This window comes from Acinetobacter sp. 1124_18A, from assembly GCF_052824995.1.
Genome location: NZ_VTDF01000007.1, coordinates 58,809 through 82,076 on the forward strand (window position 1 = coordinate 58,809; position 23,268 = coordinate 82,076).

Here is a 23,268-nt window from a genome sequence, read left to right on the forward strand (position 1 = left end):
TCGTGTTGCTCTAAATTTAAAAAAACTATGTGGTATGGATGACCAAAAGGAAACCATCATGCAAACATTTTCTCCTCAAGCAGTGATTGAACGCTTACAAAACATTGTAGGGCGTTCGCATGTTTTGACCGATGATCAAAGCACGCGTCAGTATCGTCAAGGTCGTCGTTTTGGTGAGGGGAAAGTGCTTGCTGTGGTTGTGCCGGGCACTTTACTAGAGCAATGGCAGGTGCTCCAGGCTGCAATTGATGAAGACTGTATTGTGATTATGCAGGCAGCAAATACAGGACTCACTGGTGGTTCAACCCCGTATGGCGATGATTATGACCGTCCTGTTTTGGTCATGAGTACGCGCAGGTTAAAGGGTATCCAAGTTATTCATGACGGTAAGCAAGTGATTTGTTTACCGGGCGCGACTTTAGATAATTTAGAGCAAATTTTAAAAGGCTATGACCGTGAGCCGCATTCAGTGATTGGTTCATCTTGTATTGGGGCATCAGTACTTGGTGGTGTATGTAATAACTCTGGCGGTGCTTTGGTACGCCGTGGTCCTGCGTATACTGAACTGGCGTTATATGCTCAGGTGAATGCTGCTGGTCAATTAGAGCTGGTGAACCATTTAGGGGTGAATTTAGGCTCGACTCCCGAAGAAATTTTGACACGTTTAGAGAAGCAGAAATATCAAGCCATAGATATTTTAGATGATGGTGAAAAGCAGGCATCTGACCATCGTTATGCTCACGATGTGACGCAAGTTGATGAAGATACACCTGCTCGTTTTAATGCAGATCCGTCACGATTGTTTGAAGCCTCAGGTTCGGCAGGTAAAGTCTGTGTGTTTGCGGTACGCCTTGATACCTATGAAAAAGTAGAGAGTAATGTCTTTTATATTGGTACTAATGATGCCGATGATTTAACTGCCATTCGTCGTTATTTACTGACTTCACTACCAAGCTTGCCGATTGCGGGCGAATATATTCACCGAGATGCTTATTTAATTGGTGAGAAGTATGGAAAAGACACGTTCTTATTTATTGAGAAATTTGGTACAGCCAATGTTCCAAAAGCTTTTGCGATGAAAGATAAAGTCGATGGCTTTTTAGAAAGATTTAAAATTAAAGGCTTAACGGATCATATTTTACAGACGATTACCTTCTTTTTACCGAGTCATTTGCCTAAGCGTATGACCGAGTATCGAGATCGTTATGAGCATCATTTAGTGTTACGTGTTGAAAATAATTCAAAAGCACAGACCGAGCAGTTTTTAAAAGAATATTTTGCAGTACATCAGTCAGGTAACTATTTCGTATGTAGTGAAGAAGAAGGCCGAAAGGCGTTCTTACACCGTTTTGCGATTGCAGGGGCGGCAATTCGTTATCGTGATACCCACCGTAGTGAAGTTGAAGATATTGTGGCGCTTGATATTGCGTTACGTCGTAATGACCGCGAGTGGGTAGAGCAACTGCCAGCCGAGATGGAAAATAAAATCCTCCATAAACTCTATTATGGGCATTTCTTTTGTCATGTATTCCATCAGGACTATATTCTTAAAAAGGGTCATGACCCTTTAGAAATGGAACATCAAATGTGGAAGTTACTTGATGCGCGCCGTGCTGAATATCCAGCAGAGCATAATGTCGGGCATCTTTATGTTGCCAAGCCTGCCTTAGCGAACTTCTATCAAAAACTCGACCCAACCAATAGCTTTAATGTGGGGATTGGTCATACCTCAAAACTGAAGTATTGGGGCAAAACTAAACCTTAATATAAAGACATTAAAAAAGGCGCCGAAGCGCCTTTTTTAATAGATGTATTATGCCGCTTCTGTTGATTTAGCAAGCACTTCTGCAACTGCTTTAGCAACAGTATAAACATTGTTCATGTTTAAACCAGCAACACAAATACGACCACTACGTACTAAGTAGATTGCATATTCTTCACGCAAGATATCAACTTGCTCAGCAGTTAAACCTGTGTAACTGAACATACCTTTTTGGTTTACAAGGTAGCTAAAGTCACGGTCTGGTAATGCTTTAGTAAGTTCGTCTTTCAAGATACTACGCATTTTAATAATACGCTCACGCATCTCTTTTACTTCACCTTGCCATTGTTGGTTAAGTTCAGCGTCATTTAACACTTCATCAACTAACCACGCACCTGTTGTAGGTGGGCTAGAGTAAATACGACGTACAGTCGCTTTTAACTGACCGAATGTGCACTGAGCAGCTTCTGCATCGTCACAAACGAAAGTTAAACCGCCAACACGCTCGCCATATAAAGAGAAGATTTTAGAGAATGAGTTGCTCACAATGAAGTTTAGACCCGCTTGGTCTAAAGCACGGATTGCATACGCATCTTCTTCCATACCGTCACCGAAACCTTGGTAAGCGATGTCTAGGAATGGAATAAGGTTACGATCTTTTAATACTACAATCACTTGGTCCCATTGTGCTGGATTTAAGTCAGCACCCGTTGGGTTGTGGCAGCATGGGTGCAATAACACAATGCTTTGCTCAGGCAAAGTTTTAAGTGTAGAAAGCATACCGTCAAAATCTACACCACGTGTTTCGTTATCGAAATATGGGTAAAAATGAGTTTTGATGCCAGCGCCATTGAAAATCGCAACGTGGTTATCCCAAGTTGGTTGGCTTACCCAAACGTCTGAATTTGGGAAATAATTTTTTAAGAAGTCGGCACCAACTTTCAACGCACCTGAACCACCAAGCGTTTGGATGGTCACAGCACGGCCAGCTTTCACTGCTGGGCTGTTTGCACCAAATAAAAGTGCTTGAATTGCTTCGCGGTAAGGTTTGAAGCCTTCCATTGGCAAATAAAGTTTGGTTTTACCGTTCTTAGGCTCAATACGCTTTTGCGCCTCGATAATGGTCTCTAACTGAGGAACAATACTGTCTTCGTTATAGTAAAGACCAATACTCAAGTTTACTTTTTCAGAACGAGTATCAGCATTGAACTGTTCCATTAAAGAGAGAATTGGGTCGCCTGCGTATGGGGGGATATGTTGAAACATCAAAAAAGTCCTTTCATTCAACAATATGCATAGAGTTAAGCTTTTTCTGTCTCGAAAAATGCATTACTTCTATGTCGATGCTCAATAATGTATCAATAAAGCTACCGTGAAGCACCTGATAATTTCACTAATATCGATATTTCCAAGAAGAAACGATAAAAAAGATGTAAAAGAAATTACGGTAAATAGATACTAATTTATAACTCCTGATTTCATTTAAATAGATTGTCTACAATCTTGCTGTAATACAGGCCTTGTAGACTAAAGTTTGAAACAAAAAATTAGCTATCAAAAACTAATACCAGAAAAGCCATAAAACGATAGATAAATTTACATTAAACCTTTGTTTTATAAATACTAAAGTGTAGGTGGTGTAATGCTTTAAATATAAGGTGAAATGTCAGGTCTAACGATAAAAATTGACCTGATGCGTTCTGTAAAGTGTCAACAATCACCTTGATTTTTTTCATTCATACCGCTATAAAAGCCATAATTGATTAAAAATTGTTGACAATATGCAAGATTTGACCTTCGCAACAGAGCCATTACAAAGTCAGGGAAGAACACTGACCGAGAATGTATTTAAACAAATACAGACGGCGATTGTTTTGGGTCAAATTCCGGCAGGTAGCAAAATTTCTGAGCCTGAACTGGCGCGGACTTATGGCATTAGTCGTGGGCCTTTGCGTGAAGCAATTCATCGCCTTGAAGGTCAACGTTTGGTTGAGCGCACAGCTCATGTGGGCGCGCGCGTGGTTTCGCTTTCACTGCAACAGTTTAAAGAGCTTTACCAAATTCGTGCGTCTTTAGAAGGTTTAGCCTGCAAACTTGCTGCACAGCATATTGATAAAAAGCAAATTTTGGCGCTACGTGATGTTTTGCGTATGCATGCTGAAGATGAAAACTTTAAAGCAGGTAAAGGATATTACTTGCAAGAAGGGCAGGATGATTTTCACTACTGCATTATCAAAAGTAGTGGCAATAAAACCCTAGAAAAAATGCTATGCGATGAGCTCTATCATCTCATCCGCATGTACCGAATTCAGTTTTCAAACACACCTGATCGACCGAGCAAAGCTTGGGACGAACACATCCGTATTTTAGATGCAATTGCAGAAGGCGATGGTGAACTTGCCGAGCTGCTCATGCATCGACATATCAATGCTTCTTACAAAATTATTGAGCAAACACTGCTACAAGCACAAGGAGAACATAACAATGGCTAAACAATCCGCAGGTCAGCTATTTCGCGATGCAGTAGCCCAAGAAAAGCCATTACAAGTGGTTGGAACCATTAACGCCAATCATGCACTTTTGGCAAAACGTGCAGGTTATAAAGCGATTTACTTATCAGGTGGTGGTGTAGCCGCTGGTTCTTTAGGCTTACCTGATTTGGGAATTAGTAACCTTGATGATGTGTTGACAGACGTACGCCGTATTACCGATGTATGCGATCTTCCATTATTGGTGGATGCTGACACCGGTTTTGGTGCTTCTGCATTTAACATTGCCCGTACTACAAAAGCACTCATCAAGTTTGGTGCTGCCGCAATGCACATTGAAGACCAAGTAGGCGCAAAACGTTGTGGTCACCGTCCGAACAAAGCCATTGTGACTCAAGAAGAAATGGTTGACCGTATTAAAGCTGCGGTCGATGCGCGTGGTGATGACAGCTTCGTAATTATGGCGCGTACCGATGCATTGGCTGTAGATGGTTTACAAGCTGCAATTGACCGTGCGGGTGCTTACATTGAAGCGGGTGCAGACATGTTGTTCCCTGAAGCAATTACCGAGCTTGATATGTACAAGCAATTTGCTCAGAAGACAGGCGCACCAATTTTGGCAAATATTACCGAGTTCGGTTCTACACCACTGTTTACTACTGAAGAGTTAGCATCTGCCGATGTAAGCCTTGCGCTTTATCCGCTTTCTGCTTTCCGTGCCATGAACAAAGCAGCCGAAACTGTGTATGAAACCTTGCGTAAAGAAGGCACGCAAAAGAACGTGGTTGATATTATGCAAACGCGTAAAGAGTTATATGAACGCATTAACTACTATGCGTTTGAAGACTACCTAGACAACGCATTTGCTAAAAAGAAATAAACAAGTCCTCTTTTTATAAGAAGAGGAAGCGATGGTCTTGGCTATCGTGAGGGCGGCATGGATGCCGCTACGTTGGACTGCGATATATGGATATATCGTCAGACCAACAAGGATTTTTGCTTACTTTTCATCCGTGAAAAGTAAGGCGAACGGCAGGTTAATCCAAAAAATGGATGAGAACTCGGCAAGACGCTGTCGTGTTTTACCCAAGTAAAAATTGAACAAACAACAAATTCTGGTTGATATAAAGGATGATTCTATGAGCTCAAATGAAACAACAACAGGCTTCAAACCAAAAAAATCAGTTGCACTTAGCGGACAAGTTGCAGGCAACACAGCACTTTGTACCGTAGGACGTAGCGGTAACGATTTGCACTACCGTGGTTATGACATTCTTGATCTTGCAGTCGGTAGCCAGTTTGAAGAAGTTGCTCACTTGCTCGTACATGGCAAACTACCGAACAAAGCTGAACTCAAAGCGTATAAAGCAAAATTAAAAGCACTTCGTGGCTTACCAGCAGCACTTAAAACTGCACTTGAACAACTTCCTCCGTCTGCACACCCAATGGATGTAATGCGTACAGGTGTTTCAGTTCTTGGTTGCTTAACTCCAGAACACGAAGACCACAACGAAGCGGGCGCAAAAGATATTGCTGATAAATTAATGGCGAGCCTAGGCTCAATGCTGCTTTATTGGTACCACTTCAGCAACAACGGTCGTCGTATTGAAGTTGAAACGGATGACGACTCAATTGCAGCGCATTTCTTACACTTACTTCATGGTGAAAAACCATCTGAAGAGTGGATTGAAGCAATGCATACATCTCTCATTTTGTATGCTGAGCATGAGTTCAACGCATCTACATTTACTTCACGCGTGGTTGCAGGTACAGGCTCTGACATGTACTCGGCAATTACTGGCGGTATTGGTGCACTTCGCGGACCTAAACATGGTGGTGCAAACGAAGTTGCATTCGTAATTCAACAACGTTACGACAATGCAGACGAAGCAGAAGCAGACATCCGTAGCCGTGTTGAGAAGAAAGAAGTTGTGATCGGTTTTGGTCACCCAGTCTATACAATCTCTGATCCACGTAACGAAGTCATCAAGAAAGTTGCACATGATTTGGCACAAGCGCAAGAGAACACCAAAATGTACCTCATTGCTGAGCGCTTAGAAGCAGTGATGAAAGATGCGAAAAACATGTTCCCGAACCTCGACTGGTTCAGTGCGGTGAGCTATCACTTAATGGGTGTTCCAACTGCAATGTTCACGCCATTGTTCGTGATTGCACGTACAGCGGGTTGGTCAGCGCACGTGATTGAACAACGCCAAGACGGCAAAATCATTCGTCCAAGCGCGAACTACACAGGCCCTGAAAATCTCAAATTCAAACCATTGGCGGAGCGTGGTTAATGAACACAAAATACCGTAAACCGCTGGCAGGTACCCAGCTTGAATATTACGACGTGCGTCAAGCCGTTGAAGATATTCAGCCAGGTGCATACGAAAAACTGCCTTACACCTCAAAAGTACTCGCAGAGCAATTGGTACGTCGTGCCGATGCCGAGAACTTAACTGCCTATTTAACGCAGTTAATTGAAAGCCGTCAGGACTTGGACTTTCCTTGGTATCCTGCGCGCGTGGTGTGTCATGACATTCTAGGTCAAACAGCTTTGGTTGACCTTGCAGGCTTACGTGATGCGATTGCAGACAAAGGCGGCGACCCATCTAAAGTTAACCCAGTTGTGCCGACTCAGCTCATTGTCGACCACTCTTTAGCAGTGGAATACGGTGGTGCTGACCCAGACGCTTTTGCAAAAAACCGTGCTGTTGAAGACCGCCGTAACGAAGACCGTTTCCACTTTATTGAGTGGACTAAAACAGCATTTAAAAATGTTGATGTGATCCCTGCGGGGAACGGCATTATGCACCAGATTAATCTAGAGAAAATGTCTCCGGTTATTCAGGCGCGTGATGGCGTAGCATTCCCAGACACATGCGTAGGTACAGACTCACATACACCACATACAGACGCTTTGGGCGTAATTTCTGTGGGTGTCGGTGGGTTAGAAGCTGAAAACGTAATGTTGGGCCGTGCATCTTGGATGCGTCTGCCAGACATTATTGGTGTTGAGTTTGTAGGTCAGCGTCAGGCAGGCATTACCGCAACAGATATCGTGTTGGCTCTAACTGAGTTCTTGCGTAAAGAGCGCGTGGTTGGTGCTTACCTTGAGTTCTTTGGTGAAGGTGCTGACAGCATGTCTGTGGGCGACCGTGCAACTATTTCGAACATGACACCAGAATATGGCGCTACGGCTGCAATGTTCTACATCGACCAAAACACAATCGACTACTTACGCCTAACAGGCCGTGAAGATGCTCAAGTGGCATTGGTTGAACAGTACGCAAAAGAAATCGGCCTTTGGGCATCTGACATGACCAAAGCAGAGTACCCACGTGTACTTCGTTTTGATCTATCAAAAGTAACCCGTAACATTGCTGGGCCATCAAACCCACATGCACGTGTTTCAACTGCGGACCTAAAAGAAAAAGGTATTGCGGGTGTTGTTGAAAACCGTTCTGATGGCTTAATGCCTGATGGCGCAATCATTATTGCTGCAATTACTTCATGTACCAACACCTCTAACCCACGTAACACCGTGGCGGCAGGTTTGTTGGCACGTAAGGCAAATGAGCTTGGCTTAGTTCGTAAACCTTGGGTGAAATCATCATTTGCACCAGGTTCAAAAGCAGCTGCTCTTTACCTCGAAGAAGCGGGTGTTCTAAAAGACTTAGAGCAACTTGGTTTTGGTATTGTGGCTTACGCTTGTACGACTTGTAATGGTATGTCGGGTGCGTTAGATCCAGTCATTCAACAAGAAATTATTGACCGTGACTTGTACGCAACAGCAGTACTGTCTGGTAACCGTAACTTCGATGGTCGTATCCATCCATATGCAAAACAGGCGTTCTTGGCATCTCCACCGCTTGTCGTAGCTTATGCAATTGCAGGTACGATTCGTTTTGACATCGAAAAAGATGCTTTGGGTCATGACAAAGACGGTAGCCCGATTTACCTGAAAGACATTTGGCCATCTGACGCTGAAATTGATGCCTTAGTAAAAGAAGCTGTGAAGCCTGAACAGTTCCGTAAAGTCTACATTCCAATGTTTGACTTAGGCGTAACCGTAGAGGCTGAAAGTCCGCTTTATGACTGGCGTCCACAAAGTACTTACATCCGCCGTCCGCCATATTGGGAAGGGGCGTTGGCTGCACCACGTACTTTAGCGAACATGCGTCCGCTTGCAATTTTGGGTGACAACATCACCACCGATCATTTGTCGCCTTCAAACGCGATTTTGATGGACTCGGCTGCGGGTGAATACCTTCATAAAATGGGCTTACCAGAAGAAGACTTCAACTCATATGCAACGCACCGTGGTGACCATTTGACTGCACAACGTGCAACATTTGCTAACCCGAAACTCTATAACGAAATGGTAGTTCGTTCAGACGGTACCATTAAGCAAGGTTCAAAAGCGCGTGTAGAGCCAGAAGGCGAAGTCATGCGTATGTGGGAAGCGATTGAAACCTACATGAACCGTAAACAGCCATTAATTATTGTTGCGGGTGCTGACTACGGTCAGGGTTCGAGCCGTGACTGGGCTGCGAAAGGTGTACGCCTTGCAGGTGTTGAAGCGATTGTGGCAGAAGGTTTTGAGCGTATTCACCGTACGAACTTGGTGGGTATGGGCGTGTTGCCACTTGAGTTTAAAGCAGGTGTAAACCGCAAGACTTTAAAGCTAGATGGTACAGAGCTTTATAGCGTGATTGGTAATATTGCGCCGCGTTCGACTTTAACTTTAGTGATTGAGCGTGCCACAGCAGATGGTAAAGAAGAGATTGTTGAAGTGCCTGTGACTTGCCGTTTAGATACAGAAGAAGAAGTTTCTGTATATGAAGCGGGCGGTGTATTACAGCGTTTTGCGCAAGACTTTTTAGAAGGCCAAGTGGCTTGATACTTTAGTTAAACATTATTGATATTGTTAAAAAAAATCCCTATCTTAATGATGGGGTTTTTACTTTAGGGTAATCGGATGTTAAATGGTCAACGAGCAGCAATTTTTTTGCAAAACATGGAGCAAAGAGTTAAGCCATCTTATAAAAAGGATAATACCGATAAAGTACGTTGTTATGTAATAACTAAAGCTCAAAGCAAAGTCCAAATTTTTTTTGATGCCAAAACTAGCAAGAAATGCCTTTTTAAATTTGACCATGAAATACCTAACAGTATTCATGGAGTAACTGATATCCAAGTTATAAGCGAATATTCAACTGCTATAGAAAGAACAGCAATTACTCCTATTACTCTTCTTTACCAATGTTATTTGTATGATGAAAATACTTTGAATGAGCTATTAGAATATTTTGAAAATACGGTAACGATAATATAAAAAAAGCCCGACATCCTGTCGGGCTTTTTTCGTATTTGGTTGCTAGATATGACTCCTGTCGTATCTCACGCTCCTGGTGTATGAACCTATTATTGTTGTTTTATGTTCCGGAACATCCTGTTCCTGTATGAACTCATCATAGGAAAAAAGTGGGATGTCGCCAATCCGCAAAATCCCTAAAATCTTGTAGGTTAAAGCGTACAAAATGAAATTTTGGAAGAATTTTTAGAAGGCCAAATGGCTTGATACTTTAGTTAGACATTATTGATATTGTTTAAAAAAAGCCCTATCTTGATGATGGGGTTTTTGTTGAGAATAAGAATGGAAAGATATTTAGATTTAGATGGTGATTCAGGAGTAATCGCTTATGAAATTGGTGATACATATATAAGAGTAAAGTTTGATAAAACCTTTAAAATTTATCAGTACAGCTATTATAAAGCAGGCCAACTTCATGTCGAAAAAATGAAAATATTGGCTAAGAGTGGTAACGGATTAAACTCTTATATCATGAAAAATGTAAAAAATTTATACGATTAAGTGGGGAGAATATGGATAAAAATTTAGTTACATTATGCGATGCTTTAGATGAGCTAGCTCAAGTTGTTTTAAATTCATCAAATGAAGATCGGACGTTACAAGAAGTTTATGGTTGGCATCATCCAGCAGTAACCAGACATGATTTAGCCAATATTCCTAAAAACCTATCAATGAATATTCAAAAATTAGAAATTAAGCATATTGATTCCAAATTAGAAGAATTAATAGCACTAACACCTACACGATTAAAGATAATGCAGCAAAATACAGTTCCCTATATGTTTAATGGGCATGGAAACCAAGCTATACCTGCATATATATCAACCCTTCAATGGGTTGAAAAATTAACCCAGCCATTATTTTCCTGGGAAGTTTTGCAAGATTCTAAAGCATTACCACCCTCACTTACACGTCGATTAAGAGGGATTCAAACAGAGTTGGATAATCTGATTCCTAACAAGAACATATTGTCAGATCAGATAACTCTTATTAATGATGCAACAGAAGCAGCGGAGTCATTACCAACAGATTTGCAAAGTCTAAAGGAGGCTAGGCATAAAGTATCTGAATTGGAAAAAGAAAGCTCTTTTGATCGTAAAAAAGTAAATGAACATAAGACATCAACTGAGGCACAATTAAAAGCTATTAATGAACTGCATGGTCAAGCTCAACAACTAGTTGAAAAATGTGAAGAAGCCTACCGTATAACTACAACAAAAGGGTTAGCTGCGGCTTTCGATCAAAGAGCCAAAGACCTCAAAAATTCCATGAGATTTTGGGTTGGTGGTTTATTATTTGCATTAGCTATAGGTGCGTGGATTGGTCATGAACGTATACAGATTTTAACCACTTCACTTAGTGCTCCAACTTTGAGCTGGGGTGTGATTGGAATCCAAATAGTTTTATCTATGACTAGTGTAGTTGCTCCCTTATGGTTTGCTTGGTTGGCAACTAAACAAATTAGTCAGCGTTTTAAACTTGCTGAAGATTATGATTTTAAGGCTTCTGTTGCTAAAGCCTATGAAGGATATAAAAAAGAAGCGGTTAAAATTGATGTAGAGTTTGAAGCAAGATTATTCAATATAGCATTAACACGCTTAGAAGAAGCTCCTTTACGTTTAGTTGAGGCTAGTAATCATGGTAGTCCTAGTCATGAACTTCTAGAAACATCAGGGTTAGCTAAATTAGGAAATAGCGCTAGTAAAATTGCAGAAAATGCAGTTGAAAAAATTACTAATTCAAAAGTTTCAAACAATAATTTAGATGAAGCTTCTTAACGAGTCTTTATTGTTAAAATTCATTTAATGATATATGAAAAAAATTGAATATTTAAATATAAAAAAGCCCGACATCCTGTCGGGCTTTTTCGTATTTGGTTGCTAGATATGACTCCTGTCGTATCTCACGCTCCTAGTGCATGAACCTATTATTGTTGTTTTATGTTCCGGAACATCCTGTTCCTGTATGAACTCATCATAGGAAAAAATTGGTAAGTCGCCAATCCGCAAAATCCCTAAAAGTTTGTAAGATAAATCGTACAAATAACATTTTTTGCATTTATGCCATCATCATCGGGCGAAATGGACAATTGACAATCACTCTAACTGGGTTATATTCCTGTTTAATATCTATACGATTATAGGAACGCAATCATGGTAACAGCTGGCGAAAAACCCGGAACAGGCTTCTATTTCTGCGCTCAATGTGGCCAGAGAGTGTTTTTAGAAATTAATACAGATCGTTTACCGCCGTGCACTAAATGCTATTGCACTGAATTTAAACGTTAAGAATAAAATAATATTTGCGTTCGCATTTAACAAAAAGCCCTGTCACCCGATGGGGCTTTTTGTTAGTTTAAAATAAGACTTAAATAACAAGACCCGCGATGGGCATGAAAAAGGAAACCGTTATGGAAACTATATTAGGTTTATGTATTGGCGTGGGTTTGAGCGCTGCCTGCGGTTTTCGCGTGTTTGTGCCGCTATTGGTCATGAGCATTGCAACCATGATGGGATGGTTTGAGCCATCAAAAGGTTTTGAGTGGTTGGCTATGCCGTCGGTTTGCTTGGCTTTAGCTGTGGCAACGATGTGCGAAGTTGCGGCCTATTATATTCCATGGGTCGATAATGCCTTAGACACGGTCGCAACCCCTGCGGCTATGATTGCCGGTACGTTAGCGACGATGGCGGTTAGCAGTGGAGAAATGTCTCAGTTTGCCAGTTGGGCGGCAGCGATTATTGTGGGCGGTGGTACGGCAGGTGTGGTGCAAATGAGTACAGTTGCTGCACGCGGTGTTTCAACTGCAACCACAGGCGGCTTAGGAAATTTTGTAGTCGCTACAGGGGAGTGGATTGGTGCCATCTTGCTTTCGGTTTCAGCTTTGTTAGTTCCTGCGCTTGTTGCAGTTGTGGTGGTTATTGCTGCTATTTTGGCAATACGTTGGATACGTCATAAAAAGCATGAACAGGCACATAGTCCGTTATAGATTAGCTTCATCATCATTTTTAAATGACAATAAAAAAAGCCCGACATCCTGTCGGGCTTTCTCGTATTTGGTTGCTAGATATGACTCCTGTCGTATCTCACGCTCCTAGTGCATGAACCTATTATTGTTGTTTTGTGTTCCGGAACATCCTGTTCCTGTATGAACCCATCATAGGAAAAAAGCAGGGTATCGCCAATCCGCAAAATCCCTAAAAGCTTGTAGGTTAAAACGTACATTGAGAAATAATTTAACTTTTCAAAGCGAATATGAATAATAGCCACCTTGTTACTTCAAGAAAAAAATCAAATGCGTATTAGAAAATCTTCACGACTATTAGTGATTAATGAAAATCATCAAATTTTATTATTTCAATTTACTCATACAAATGATGCTTTAGCTGGTCAATCACATTGGGCAACCGTAGGCGGTGGGCTTGAAGAAGGGGAAACCTTCGAGCAGGCAGCTTGCCGAGAGCTTTATGAAGAGTTAGGTGTAGTAAGACAGAACGTGGGTACTCATGTTGCAACACGAAATTTTGAAATGATGCTACCGAGTGCAGAAGTTGTGATTTCTGATGAAAGACTCTTTATTGTTTTTATTAAAAATGAAGAAGTGAATACAGCAAACTGGTCAGAACATGAGAAGCTTGTGATTAGTAAAAGTCGTTGGTGGACATTTGATGAATTAAGTCAAACAGACGAGATTGTTTATCCAAATAACATTCCTAATATTCTTACAGATAGTGTGCCTGAGATTTTTAAACTCTAAAATTTTATCAATATTCAGATATAAAAAAAGCCCGACATCCTGTCGAGCTTTTTCGTATTTGGTTGCTAGATATGACTCCTGTCGTATCTCACGCTCCTAGTGCATGAACCTATTATTGTTGTTTTATGTTCCGGAACATCCTGTTCCTGTATGAACTCATCATAGGAAAAAAGTAGGGGGCAGCCAATCCGCAAAATCCCTAAAAGCTTGTAGGTTAAAACGTACAAAACAATATGAACGTATGGTTATCCTTATATAAAAGGATTTTCACTTTCCCAAGGCTTGCTGCTAAAAATAATCTGGCCATTTTCAACACAGAGGATCCACGTATAGAAGTACTCTTCTCCTAACCCTCGACATTCAAAATTTGCATTTGGAAATAGGGCGGTAATTTTTTCTATGAGTTCTAGGCAATAAACGGAATCAATACGAAGACCTGCATGACCATTAGTAAAGGCTTTTACTAAATCACCATAAACATCTTCGTGGATTGAATCCTCCGTTAATATTTCTAGAATTTTTTGCTTTTCAGTGGATAAATCAATCGTGTCAAAATCTGTATAACGGACTTGTAGTTCTGTATAAAAACTCATTTTTATTAGCTCTATGATATTAATGATAAAAAATACTACTTATTAAACATGACTTTATCGTTAAAAATGAGCTGAGTATAGAAATATCTAAACTATAAGCGTGCAAATTTCTTAAAAATATTCTTCTTTAGGCCTCTGTGCCACAATAGACTTTAATCTTTTGCGCTGATTTAAAGTAAGAAACCATTGCAACACAGAGATAAAGGAGCTAAGCCAAACGCTTAGCCCATATTACTTTTGTCACACCGTTGCATGACGCTGAAAAAAGTAGGGGCAAAGTCCTGTGGGAGAACAGGACTTTGCAAACTGACATGTTCTAGGCGTTGCATGAGCTTAGGGGAGTAAGCTTGTTCAAGTCGCTGATAAATACAGTCGCAACTGGTCTTGCTGTGTCCGCCCGACAGGCAAATTTTTTCAAAATCCTGTTGGGTGTGTAAGTTACAGCCCGAAATACCCAAGTTACCTAGAACAAAACTTAAAGCCAAAATAGGTTTATAAATTGTCATATTATTCTCATAATGATTTATATCTATGAGTAGAATAAAAATATAATTGGTTTTGAGGCTTAAAATAATTTTTAGGTAATAATTAGCCCTCCCATGTATATAGGAAAATAAAATAATTAAATTTTTAAAATAAAGATAATTTATAAATTTAAAAAATAGACAATAGAAAACCTAAATTTTAAATAAATAAAATAATTAATCTAAAGAGGGAATAAGTTTGAAAAGTGTCATGGTCAACTCCTTATAATTTATGGAGTCCTACCACCAGATTACCGCGAATTAATTTATGGTGGTAGAACGAAAGGGGGTTGACAGACTGGGATCCATGGAACCAGCACGCACGGGGCGTCCCCCATCCGTCCTACCGCAAAGAAAAGGGGACGCAAGGGTCTAACGACTTATAGATTGTACTATAATCCGCCGTGGATCAACGGTCTGTCAAAACCGACTGGCAATGTGGCCAGCAACGAAATAATAATCGGTGATTTTAATTACGTCAATTTAATATTTAAAATATTTTTGATTTAATAATAAATCTAAGTTTATTCTTAAAATAATAGAATTAATGTTTATATTTAATTAGAAAAAATAAAGAATAAAATAGTTTGAGTATGTAATTTTATTAGTAATCGAAATTTATCATTTTATAAATAAAAATATTATAGGCGTGACCGACTTTATTCTAAACTTTTAAGAACTTCTTTGGCATCTACATCGCCTGCATCGGCAGCTTGCTGGAACCATTTCTTTGCCAGTTGCAGGTTTTTCGGCGTGCCTTCACCATTTAAATACATCTGGGCCAAGTTGTACTGGGCATCACTTTCGCCATGCTCAGCCGCTTTGGTGTACCACTTCAGTGTTTGCTCATCACTTTGGGTGACGCCGTGACCTTTATTATATAGCTGAGCTAAATTATATTCTGCGGGTGGGTAGCCTTGCTCGGCAGCACGACTAAACCATTCAAACGCCTGCACATAATTTTGAGCAGTTCCTTCGCCTCTGTCGTATAACACCCCTAAGTTATATTGCGCTTTAGCATGACCCTTAGCCGCAGCCTTAGTAAAATAATCAAAAGCGCGCTTGGCATCTTTTTCGACACCCGTGCCTGTGTAATACATCATGCCTAAACTATATTTTGCGCCCACACTTCCATTTTGGTCAGCCGCAGTTAGCCATTTAAAAGCTTGCTCATAATTTTTAACAACGCCTTGTTCGCCACTTAAAAGCATCATGCCTAAATGATATTGAGCCACAGGTTGCCCTTGTTCTGCACGATATTGAATATCGGCGACACTCGGCTCAGCAAATGCTGAAGAATGAAGCGAGAAAATCACGATACATATATAAAAAGCAGACTTTTTTATTTTCATATCTCATCCTGAATTTTATTAATTTGTAAATTTATTTTTTCTTTGATATCTATTTGAATATAAAAGAAAAATATTAAATATATCTGGGTGGTTTATAGCAATTTTAAATGATCTGATTTTAATTTTTAAATACCTATTGAATAAGAAGTTAACCTAAAACAGCATATTTAGACCAGTTACATTTTGAAAATGAGTATAGATAGACAGGTTAGTCTTTTTTTAATTAAAATGCGGCCTAAATATAAGTTTGATTGATAATAAAAATGCAGATGAGTGTGTCGAGTATATTGGAGCGTTTAGGCCTTGTTTCACAAAATCGTGCTGTCCATATCCAATTCTCAAATCAGTCTTTAAATCAGCAAGTCTTCTTACAACGCATTGAAGGCGAACATACCCTCAACCAAGGCAGCGTTGCTGAATTACTGTGTCTGTCGACAAACGCGCATATTGCATTAAAACAATTTATTGGCTGTCAGGTTGCCGTCGATCAGGTCACTGACATGGGCCAGTTCTTTAGAACCACAGGCATTATTACCGAAGCGAGCCAAGGGCAAAGCGACGGCTCACTCACCATTTATAACTTAACCTTAAAAGACTCAACTGCACTCTGGCATAAGCGCCGTAATAGCCGCGTGTTTATGAATAAAAGCGTGCGAGATATTAGCGAAATTCTATTTAAGGAATGGCAGGGTAAAAGCCCGTTATTTGCTTCAAGTCTAACGCTCGACACATCTGGCTTAACTAAAGACTACGATGTGCGTCCATTTGTGATGCAGTCAAACGAAAGCGATTATGACTTTTTAACCCGTTTGTGGCGTAGCGAAGGCATTAACTGGCTGGTTGATGAATCACAGCTTTTAGTCGCTGACCCGAATGCGTCCATTCAGCCACAAGTGCTACGTTTACTTGACGATAATCAAAATTATCAGGCGCTTGAACGCCGTAGCCTACGTTACCAACGCAGCAGTGCTACAGAACAGTTCGATACGATTACCCAAGTCAGGGCAGAGCGCCGCTTACAACCAACCTCGGTTCATGTGCAACGTTGGCAAGCCGATGCCCTCCAACAAGAAGAAGGCAGTGGCAGCGTACAAGGCACACAAAAGCACAGCGAACACTATGACAATGCCAGTCTAAACCTTGAAGATGCATGGCACGTTAGCCCCGCTTGGATGCAGGACTTAAACGGTGAAGACCAAGCCACCGCCTCAGGCAATAGTCAGATTGAACAGTTCAATCAGAACATCAATGCTTACCATCATCTTAGCTCTAAGCAGTTTACCATTTCAGGGAACGTCCGTGATGCACAGGTGGGTTATTGGTTTGAACTGAATGACCACCCTGAACTTGAGCGCCATGACAGTGCTGATAAAGAATTTTTAATCTTAAGCAAACATTACTATAACCAGAATAATTTACCGAAAGAATTACAACAGCAGCTTGAGCGTCTGTTACCAAAAGACAAACTCAAGGCAGCCCAGCTCGACACACAAAACCCAGAGCAACGCCACTTTTCTGAGCTGAACGTGGTTCGACGCAATATTAAAGCTGTGCCTGAGTATAGCCCGCTAGAGCATCGCCCCGCGGCTTACCCACAGCGCGCTAGAGTGGTTGGATTAGAGGGCGAAAGCATTCATGTAGACCAGTGGGGACGCATTAAAGTCCGTTTCCTGTTTACCCGAACTGATGACCATAGCCATGATGGTGGAGCTGGAAGTAACGACAATGACACCGACTCCGCTTGGGTAGATGTACTCACACCTTGGGCGGGCGCAGGTTATGGTGCCCGTTTCTTGCCACGTGTCGGTGAGATTGTGGTGATCGACTTCTTTGACGGCAACATTGACCGTCCATTTGTGGTGGGACGCATTCACGAAGCTGAACGTCACCCCACCCAATTCGATCAGAAAGGCCAGCTACCTGATACCAAAAAACTCAGCGGCATTCGCTCCGAAGAAGTTGATGGTAAAGGCTTTAACCAGCTACGTTTTGATGACACTACGGGGCAGATCAGTGCCCAGCTACAAAGCAGCCATGCGGCAAGCCAGTTAAACTTGGGTAACTTAAGCCATCCAAAAGACAAGGCGGAAAGTGATGGTCGTGGAGAAGGTTTTGAGCTACGAACAGACCAATGGGGCGCAGTTCGAGCAGGTAGTGGTTTACTCCTTAGTACTCACAAACAGGACCAAGCTCAAGGTGTACACCTTGATGCAAATGAGGCCAAGCAACAAATAGACGGTGGCCTTAACAATGCCAAAGCACTCAGTGAAGTTGCTAAAAATCAACAAACTGACCCGTTAGAAAATTTAGAAAACCTAAAATCCTTTATTGAAAAACTTGAGCAGCAAGACAACGCAAAAGCCAAAACGTTTAAAGAGGCGATTATGCTGTTGGCGAGTCCAAATAGCATCGCGCTGAGCAGTAACGAAGACATTCACTTAAGCGCAGATGGACAGTTAAATCAAACTGCTGGAGACAGCATTAGCCTGTCTACACAAAAGAACCTGATTGCGCACGCCCAAAATAAAATTAGCCTTTTTGCGGCTCAAGAAGGGGCGAGACTCTATGCAGGCAAAGGCAAAGTTGAGATACAGGCGCAAGGCGATGGAGCCGATTTAATTGCCCGTAAAGCTGTTCAGGTGATTTCGACCGAAGACAAAATTGAGGCCACAGCAGCCAAAGAAATTGTACTCACCGCAGGCGGCTCTCAAGTCAAAATTACCAGTTCGGGCATTTTTATGACTACAGGCGGTAAGTTTGAAGTGAAGGCTGGGCAGCATAAATTTTTAGGTGGGGCAAGTGTACACAATCCACTTCCATACCTACCTGAAAAAGAAAAACAAAAATATGGGGTATGGTTTGATGTTATGGATCATCAAGGAAAAAAATTAGCTCAAGGTACAGAATATATTATTTTTGATGAAAGTAATAAAGAAGTTGAACGTGGGAAATTGGATAAAACGGGTTTAGTTAAGTTAGAGACTGAAGAACCAAATAAACAATATAAAATACATGTGGTGATAAACGATGGGCACTGAAGTACAGGCTTATGCTAATTTGGTTAAGACAACAATGGGAACGGTTAATCCTGTGCCAGCGGTTGTACCAGTTAAACTTAAAGTTTATACCCAAAGTTTTACAGCCTTTGTTGGCGGAGCTGCTGATAAATATCCTTTTATATATGGAGATGTTAAACCACCAGGTGTGGGAGATTCTTTAGGGCCTACAGAAATTGTTGGAAATTATGCAAAGAACTTTAATACGGGGAATGCAAAAAATTTAAAACAATATTATGGCTATGAAGAGGCTTATAATAATAGAAAAGTAGCTGCTCCTGCAGCCTCAAGTAAAAGAAATGCTTTTAAAGATATTCTTGATGTTTATACAAAGAATCCACAAACTCAAATTAATATTATAGGTCATAGTCTAGGTGGTTGGAATTCATCAGGTTTAGTTGCAGAACTACACAAAGCAGGGGTACCAGTCAATTTATTAATTACTATTGACCCTGTTGGAGTTTTATTATCAAAAGCGACTCCAAATATATTAGCTACTCCAGCAGTAAGAGCCCAAATTTATTTACTAGCGCCACGACCTGTTGCAGATAATTGGATAAATATTTTTTGTAAACCAAATAATAATGTTGTCACCGATCTAAAGAATACGGTGCAATGGGAGGGTTATAAACCCAAATGGAAAGGGTATCATCCTAGCCCTACTAGTTATACAACAGATGATGTAATTGCTGATGCTGGAGGGCAATGGGATAGTTATCCAAAAGAACACAGCAATACATTTCATGAAACTAAATTTAGTCATGCTTGGTTTAGCAAAATGATGCGTGAAACAATACCTAGTATATCTAAATCACCAGAGCAAATATTGCAAGCCGAATTAAAAAAGGTTCAAATAAAATGAAGTTTTTATCATGTGTATGGATATTTTTATTATTTGGTTGTACTTCTAAAAACATAGATTCTCAATCTACCGATATTAATTTTGGAAAATTTAAATATTTCCAATCTATGTATAGTGGAGAAAAAACATACCAAGGTTTTGTTACAAGCTCTTCTTCTTTAAAAGAAATTTCTGAAAAAAATGCATTTCCTATTACTAAGCTAAATTGTTTGGAAAATCAGTTTATGGTAAGAGGTGGAGTAGACTTAGATTCAGAAGAAATTAATAATCAATTATATAAATATATGGCACATGTCGAAATATGTAAAAATGATGATTGTTCAGTTGATATTAAAAAAGCAAAAATTGATACTGAATGCAGAATTGAATTAAGAAAAAATTACTCAAATGATGCTTATCAATCAAATAAAGCAAAGTTGACGAATGCTAATTTTGAATAAAATCAAGTTGTTGGTGCTAAAGTTGATCTGTAATTTATTAAGTTGAGAACTAGACATGTAATAAACCCGCCAAAGCGGGTTTATTTATTTACATGTTCGGGTAGTTTGGACCACCGCTGCCTTCAGGTGTTACCCATGTTATGTTTTGAGATGGGTCTTTAATATCACAGGTCTTACAGTGAACACAGTTCGCTGCGTTAATAGTAAAAAGGGAGTCTTTCTAATGAAATTTAATAAATTGGCTGTAATATTTTTAACTTTGAGTCTTTGTGGCTGTAGTAAGGATTATAATATTGAACCAAATAAGCTTCCGATAGCACATATTGGCCAAGAATATAATCAGACATTAAAAATTACTGGTGGAAGAGTAATACCACAGTCTTTTGAAGTGAAAGATAATTTTCCAAGTGATATGAATATTTCTGTTGAGCCAATAGATCAAAATGAAGCGGATGCTTATAATAATTTAAAAATTTCTGGAGTTCCAAAATATAAGGGAACTTTTACGATTCATATATATGCTGGTTTTTATGCTAGTGGTGATGGGAATTTGGATAAGACCTATCAATTTGTAGTTAAAGAATAAAAAGACATGTTTAGATATATTTTGTTAGTGCTAATGCTAAGTGGTTGTAGCAGAGTTGACGTTCATCCAATTAAGTTACCTGATGCCTATGTTGGAAAGTCATATACACAGTTTATTAAAATTACGGGAGGTAAAGTTTCTGAACAACATTTTGAATTAACTTCTAATATTCCAGAAAATCAGGGAGTTAAAATTACTCCCGTAGATGATATAGATGGATACAATCATATAAAAATTGATGGAATTCCAAAATATAAAGGGAAATATGAAATTGTAATTAATACATATTTCTATGGGCGAGGCGATGACAAGCTAAATAAAACCTATGAATTTGTAGTTGAAGAATAAAAGATATTTTTAATAAGAAGTAGATATGAAAAAGAACTTATTAATTACCATACTAACTTTATTTTTCATCATTCAGTCCTTATTAAATTATTACTTCTGGAATCGTACAAAAACACCAGAAATGCATGTTCTAGAAAAAACTTTGCGAATAGCATCAAATTTCGATAACTATGCACCATATACAATCATTCCAGCTGGAACAATTCTATATGATGATAGTGACTCTTTGAACAGAAGGGTTATGGTTTACTTTAATTTGCAAGGTGTGGATTTTAATTTTGAAGAACAAGATCCTGATATTTTAAAGCAACCTAGTGAAGTCAGTGCTATAAGGTCGACGGACTTGCCTGATTTACTAAAAGAAATTCCTCTGACTAAAAGAGATATTTATTTAATTATTAAACATGATGACAGTATAAAAGACTCCGTACATTCTATTTTATTTAAAAAATACAAAATTGATCCTTCAGAATATGAGAAATAATTAAATAATTCTGCACCCAAAAAGTATAAATTTAAAAAAGTAGAAGAAGCATAATTTATTACGCTTCTTCTGTCATAAGAAATAATTTTATGCAGCTTGAATTGCTTCTCCACAAAGAGAAACAGTTTCTTGTTTACGTTGATGTAAATACCAGAACTGCTCAGCAATCGTTTCTGGATGTACTGTGTAGCTTTTATCTTGTGCGCTCGGTGTTCCATCTACGAAACCATTCACAATCACTTGGCTCACGTAAACATTTGAGTCAGCGAGACTATGAGCAAGTAAGTTGGTAGTTTTATATTGAGCGGCTGCAGTAATTGCTAATGATGAATATTCTTTGGCAACTAAATCTATTCCGACCGCATCGAACGCGAAAATTCCATTTGTCGATAAAATGCTGCCATGATTTTTTTCTAAATCACGTAGGCAAGCTTGTACCGTAGCAATATAGCTCGAAACGCGAATATGAAAGCTTTTGGTGAGCTCCAGTGGAGGGGTTTCTAATATGTTGCCTTCAATATCATGGAAAGCATTCCAATGAATATTTTTAATCTCTCCTAATTGATCTTTAATGCATTTAATAAGATTTGGTATATTTTCAAGAACGGCTAAATCACATGTAAAAGCGTAAGCTTCAACACCATGTGTTTTAAGTTCTAAAATGGCCTTTTCGAGTTTTTCGGCATTTCGTGCCACTAACCCGATTTTATAGCCTTCTTTACCAAATTTATGTGCTAGGGCTTTGGAAATACCTGTTCCATAACCAAAGATTATAATATTGTTGTTCATTATAAAGTTCCAAAAACCAATTATTTGGTTAGAAATAGTTTATAATATGTTTTTATAATGTATTCAAGCGAAAAAGTTATCTATAAAAAATAATACTGAAAGAGCAAAACAAAAAATCTTAAAAGCAGTAATGAGTAAGTTTGGTTTGAATGATCCAGATGGGACAACGATTGATAAAATAACTTTTAATTTGACTTATTTATCTTCATATCATAAATTAATTGGAACGATCGTTCCTGTTAAGGCTGCTTATGAGAACAAAGGAATTTGAAATTGATAAAATTGCTGATGCAGCCATGCATGTTTTTTGGCGTCATGGATATGCAGCGACTTCAGTTCAAGACTTAGTTGAAGGTACAGGATTATCTAGAAGTAGCCTTTACAGTACTTTTGAAAGTAAGCAAGGGCTTTATCAAAAAGCATTACAACGCTATGAACTTTTAACTACACTTAATAATGTGAAGTTGTTGTCTGGTTCAGGCTCGCCAAAAGCACTGATTCGGCAATTACTGATTAATGTAGTTGAAGATGAGCTAAATGATGCAGAACACAAAGGCTGTCTGGTCGCAAATGCTTGTTTAGAGTTAGCTGGTCATGATGAAGATGTCACTCAATTTGTTGTAAGTAACCTACAGAAACTACAGTATGCTTTAGATCGTCTATTAATTAAAGCTCAACAATCTGGTGAAATTGCTTCTACTCAAAATCCGCGTGCGTTAGCAAGTTTCTTTCTAAATACTATGCAAGGTTTGCGTGTTTTAGGGAAAGGCAGCCCACTTGAACAAAGAAAGCAATCTTTAATGGATGTGGTCGAGGTTGCTTTAAACGTTTTATAAAACTCATTTAAACCTT

General features: G+C 39.5%; 22 protein-coding genes and 2 pseudogenes. 18 read left to right on the forward strand and 6 right to left on the reverse strand.

Translation table 11 applies throughout. From position 1 onward, the window contains the following. Positions 1 to 58 precede the first annotated feature (58 nt). Positions 59 to 1,765, forward strand: coding sequence for a D-lactate dehydrogenase (gene dld / locus FY048_RS14450; RefSeq protein ID WP_446091596.1), 1,707 nt, complete (start codon positions 59 to 61; stop codon positions 1,763 to 1,765). 48 nt (positions 1,766 to 1,813) lie between these two features. On the opposite strand, the gene FY048_RS14455 is transcribed toward dld, so the two are convergent. Continuing rightward, a complete protein-coding gene (locus FY048_RS14455) occupies positions 1,814 to 3,028 on the reverse strand; it encodes an amino acid aminotransferase (RefSeq protein WP_446091597.1) in 1,215 nt (404 codons plus the stop codon). 515 nt (positions 3,029 to 3,543) lie between these two features. Here FY048_RS14455 and FY048_RS14460 point away from each other — a divergent pair. From FY048_RS14460 to FY048_RS14505, 10 genes and pseudogenes are all read left to right on the forward strand, one after another. Next, positions 3,544 to 4,254 (forward strand): GntR family transcriptional regulator, encoded by a 711-nt coding sequence (locus FY048_RS14460; protein WP_446091598.1) that lies wholly within the window; start codon positions 3,544 to 3,546, stop codon positions 4,252 to 4,254. Then, the gene (gene prpB, locus FY048_RS14465; RefSeq protein ID WP_004706036.1) at positions 4,247 to 5,131 is read left to right on the forward strand and encodes a methylisocitrate lyase; all 885 of its coding nucleotides are present in this window, start codon (positions 4,247 to 4,249) and stop codon (positions 5,129 to 5,131) included. The genes FY048_RS14460 and prpB overlap by 8 nt, the downstream gene beginning before the upstream one ends. Positions 5,132 to 5,390: 259 nt before the next feature. Beyond that, complete coding sequence (gene prpC / locus FY048_RS14470; protein ID WP_003655705.1) at positions 5,391 to 6,548, forward strand: bifunctional 2-methylcitrate synthase/citrate synthase; 1,158 nt, start codon at positions 5,391 to 5,393, stop codon at positions 6,546 to 6,548. Beyond that, positions 6,548 to 9,154, forward strand: coding sequence for a Fe/S-dependent 2-methylisocitrate dehydratase AcnD (gene acnD, locus FY048_RS14475; protein ID WP_446091599.1), 2,607 nt, complete (start codon positions 6,548 to 6,550; stop codon positions 9,152 to 9,154). Before prpC ends, acnD begins: the two co-directional genes overlap by 1 nt. A gap of 78 nt (positions 9,155 to 9,232) precedes the next feature. After that, positions 9,233 to 9,589 (forward strand): hypothetical protein, encoded by a 357-nt coding sequence (locus tag FY048_RS14480; RefSeq protein WP_446091600.1) that lies wholly within the window; start codon positions 9,233 to 9,235, stop codon positions 9,587 to 9,589. A 321-nt stretch (positions 9,590 to 9,910) separates the two neighbouring features. Then, positions 9,911 to 10,129: a hypothetical protein gene (locus tag FY048_RS14485; RefSeq protein ID WP_446091601.1), complete on the forward strand. Its 219-nt coding sequence runs from the start codon at positions 9,911 to 9,913 to the stop codon at positions 10,127 to 10,129. 11 nt (positions 10,130 to 10,140) lie between these two features. Beyond that, the gene (locus FY048_RS14490) at positions 10,141 to 11,406 is read left to right on the forward strand and encodes a hypothetical protein (protein WP_446091602.1); all 1,266 of its coding nucleotides are present in this window, start codon (positions 10,141 to 10,143) and stop codon (positions 11,404 to 11,406) included. Positions 11,407 to 11,781: 375 nt separating this feature from the next. Continuing rightward, positions 11,782 to 11,916, forward strand: a complete 135-nt coding sequence (locus FY048_RS14495; RefSeq protein WP_004640417.1) for a zinc ribbon-containing protein — start codon at positions 11,782 to 11,784, stop codon at positions 11,914 to 11,916. Positions 11,917 to 12,038: 122 nt separating this feature from the next. Next, a complete protein-coding gene (locus FY048_RS14500; protein WP_446091603.1) occupies positions 12,039 to 12,614 on the forward strand; it encodes a DUF4126 domain-containing protein in 576 nt (191 codons plus the stop codon). Between the two features lie 266 nt (positions 12,615 to 12,880). Continuing rightward, positions 12,881 to 13,382 (forward strand): annotated as a pseudogene (locus FY048_RS14505) (NUDIX hydrolase). Positions 13,383 to 13,633: 251 nt separating this feature from the next. Here FY048_RS14505 and FY048_RS14510 read toward each other — a convergent pair. The 3 genes from FY048_RS14510 to FY048_RS14520 form a co-directional block, all read right to left on the reverse strand. Then, complete coding sequence (locus FY048_RS14510; protein ID WP_446091604.1) at positions 13,634 to 13,975, reverse strand: hypothetical protein; 342 nt, start codon at positions 13,973 to 13,975, stop codon at positions 13,634 to 13,636. Between the two features lie 221 nt (positions 13,976 to 14,196). Beyond that, positions 14,197 to 14,481 carry a hypothetical protein gene (locus tag FY048_RS14515; protein ID WP_446091605.1) on the reverse strand — a complete coding sequence of 95 codons (285 nt, stop codon included), beginning with the start codon at positions 14,479 to 14,481 and terminating at the stop codon, positions 14,197 to 14,199. A 677-nt stretch (positions 14,482 to 15,158) separates the two neighbouring features. Then, positions 15,159 to 15,851, reverse strand: coding sequence for a tetratricopeptide repeat protein (locus FY048_RS14520; RefSeq protein WP_446091606.1), 693 nt, complete (start codon positions 15,849 to 15,851; stop codon positions 15,159 to 15,161). A 263-nt stretch (positions 15,852 to 16,114) separates the two neighbouring features. Between FY048_RS14520 and FY048_RS14525 the strand changes: the two genes are divergently transcribed. The 3 genes from FY048_RS14525 to FY048_RS14535 are packed head-to-tail and all read left to right on the forward strand — an operon-like array spanning position 16,115 to position 20,209. Beyond that, entirely contained in the window at positions 16,115 to 18,889 is a 2,775-nt protein-coding gene (locus FY048_RS14525) for a type VI secretion system Vgr family protein (RefSeq protein ID WP_446091607.1), read from the forward strand. Next, complete coding sequence (locus FY048_RS14530; RefSeq protein ID WP_045436929.1) at positions 18,879 to 19,769, forward strand: hypothetical protein; 891 nt, start codon at positions 18,879 to 18,881, stop codon at positions 19,767 to 19,769. The genes FY048_RS14525 and FY048_RS14530 overlap by 11 nt, the downstream gene beginning before the upstream one ends. Further along, positions 19,766 to 20,209: a hypothetical protein gene (locus FY048_RS14535; protein WP_424614355.1), complete on the forward strand. Its 444-nt coding sequence runs from the start codon at positions 19,766 to 19,768 to the stop codon at positions 20,207 to 20,209. The genes FY048_RS14530 and FY048_RS14535 overlap by 4 nt, the downstream gene beginning before the upstream one ends. Positions 20,210 to 20,297: 88 nt before the next feature. Here the strand turns inward: FY048_RS14535 and FY048_RS14540 are convergent. Further along, positions 20,298 to 20,417, reverse strand: a pseudogene (locus FY048_RS14540) (4Fe-4S dicluster domain-containing protein); the annotation flags it as partial. Positions 20,418 to 20,432: 15 nt separating this feature from the next. Here FY048_RS14540 and FY048_RS14545 point away from each other — a divergent pair. From FY048_RS14545 to FY048_RS14555, 3 genes are read left to right on the forward strand one after another with little or no spacing between them, the layout of a single operon-like run. Further along, complete coding sequence (locus tag FY048_RS14545; protein WP_045436933.1) at positions 20,433 to 20,795, forward strand: hypothetical protein; 363 nt, start codon at positions 20,433 to 20,435, stop codon at positions 20,793 to 20,795. Between the two features lie 6 nt (positions 20,796 to 20,801). After that, complete coding sequence (locus FY048_RS14550; RefSeq protein WP_045436936.1) at positions 20,802 to 21,143, forward strand: hypothetical protein; 342 nt, start codon at positions 20,802 to 20,804, stop codon at positions 21,141 to 21,143. Positions 21,144 to 21,168: 25 nt separating this feature from the next. Further along, a complete protein-coding gene (locus FY048_RS14555) occupies positions 21,169 to 21,627 on the forward strand; it encodes a hypothetical protein (RefSeq protein WP_446091608.1) in 459 nt (152 codons plus the stop codon). A gap of 87 nt (positions 21,628 to 21,714) precedes the next feature. Here the strand turns inward: FY048_RS14555 and FY048_RS14560 are convergent, their stop codons facing one another. After that, the gene (locus FY048_RS14560) at positions 21,715 to 22,416 is read right to left on the reverse strand and encodes an SDR family NAD(P)-dependent oxidoreductase (RefSeq protein ID WP_446091609.1); all 702 of its coding nucleotides are present in this window, start codon (positions 22,414 to 22,416) and stop codon (positions 21,715 to 21,717) included. 251 nt (positions 22,417 to 22,667) lie between these two features. Here FY048_RS14560 and FY048_RS14565 point away from each other — a divergent pair, with 251 nt between their 5' ends. After that, a complete protein-coding gene (locus FY048_RS14565) occupies positions 22,668 to 23,252 on the forward strand; it encodes a TetR/AcrR family transcriptional regulator (RefSeq protein ID WP_446091610.1) in 585 nt (194 codons plus the stop codon). The last annotated feature ends 16 nt before the right edge of the window (positions 23,253 to 23,268 follow it).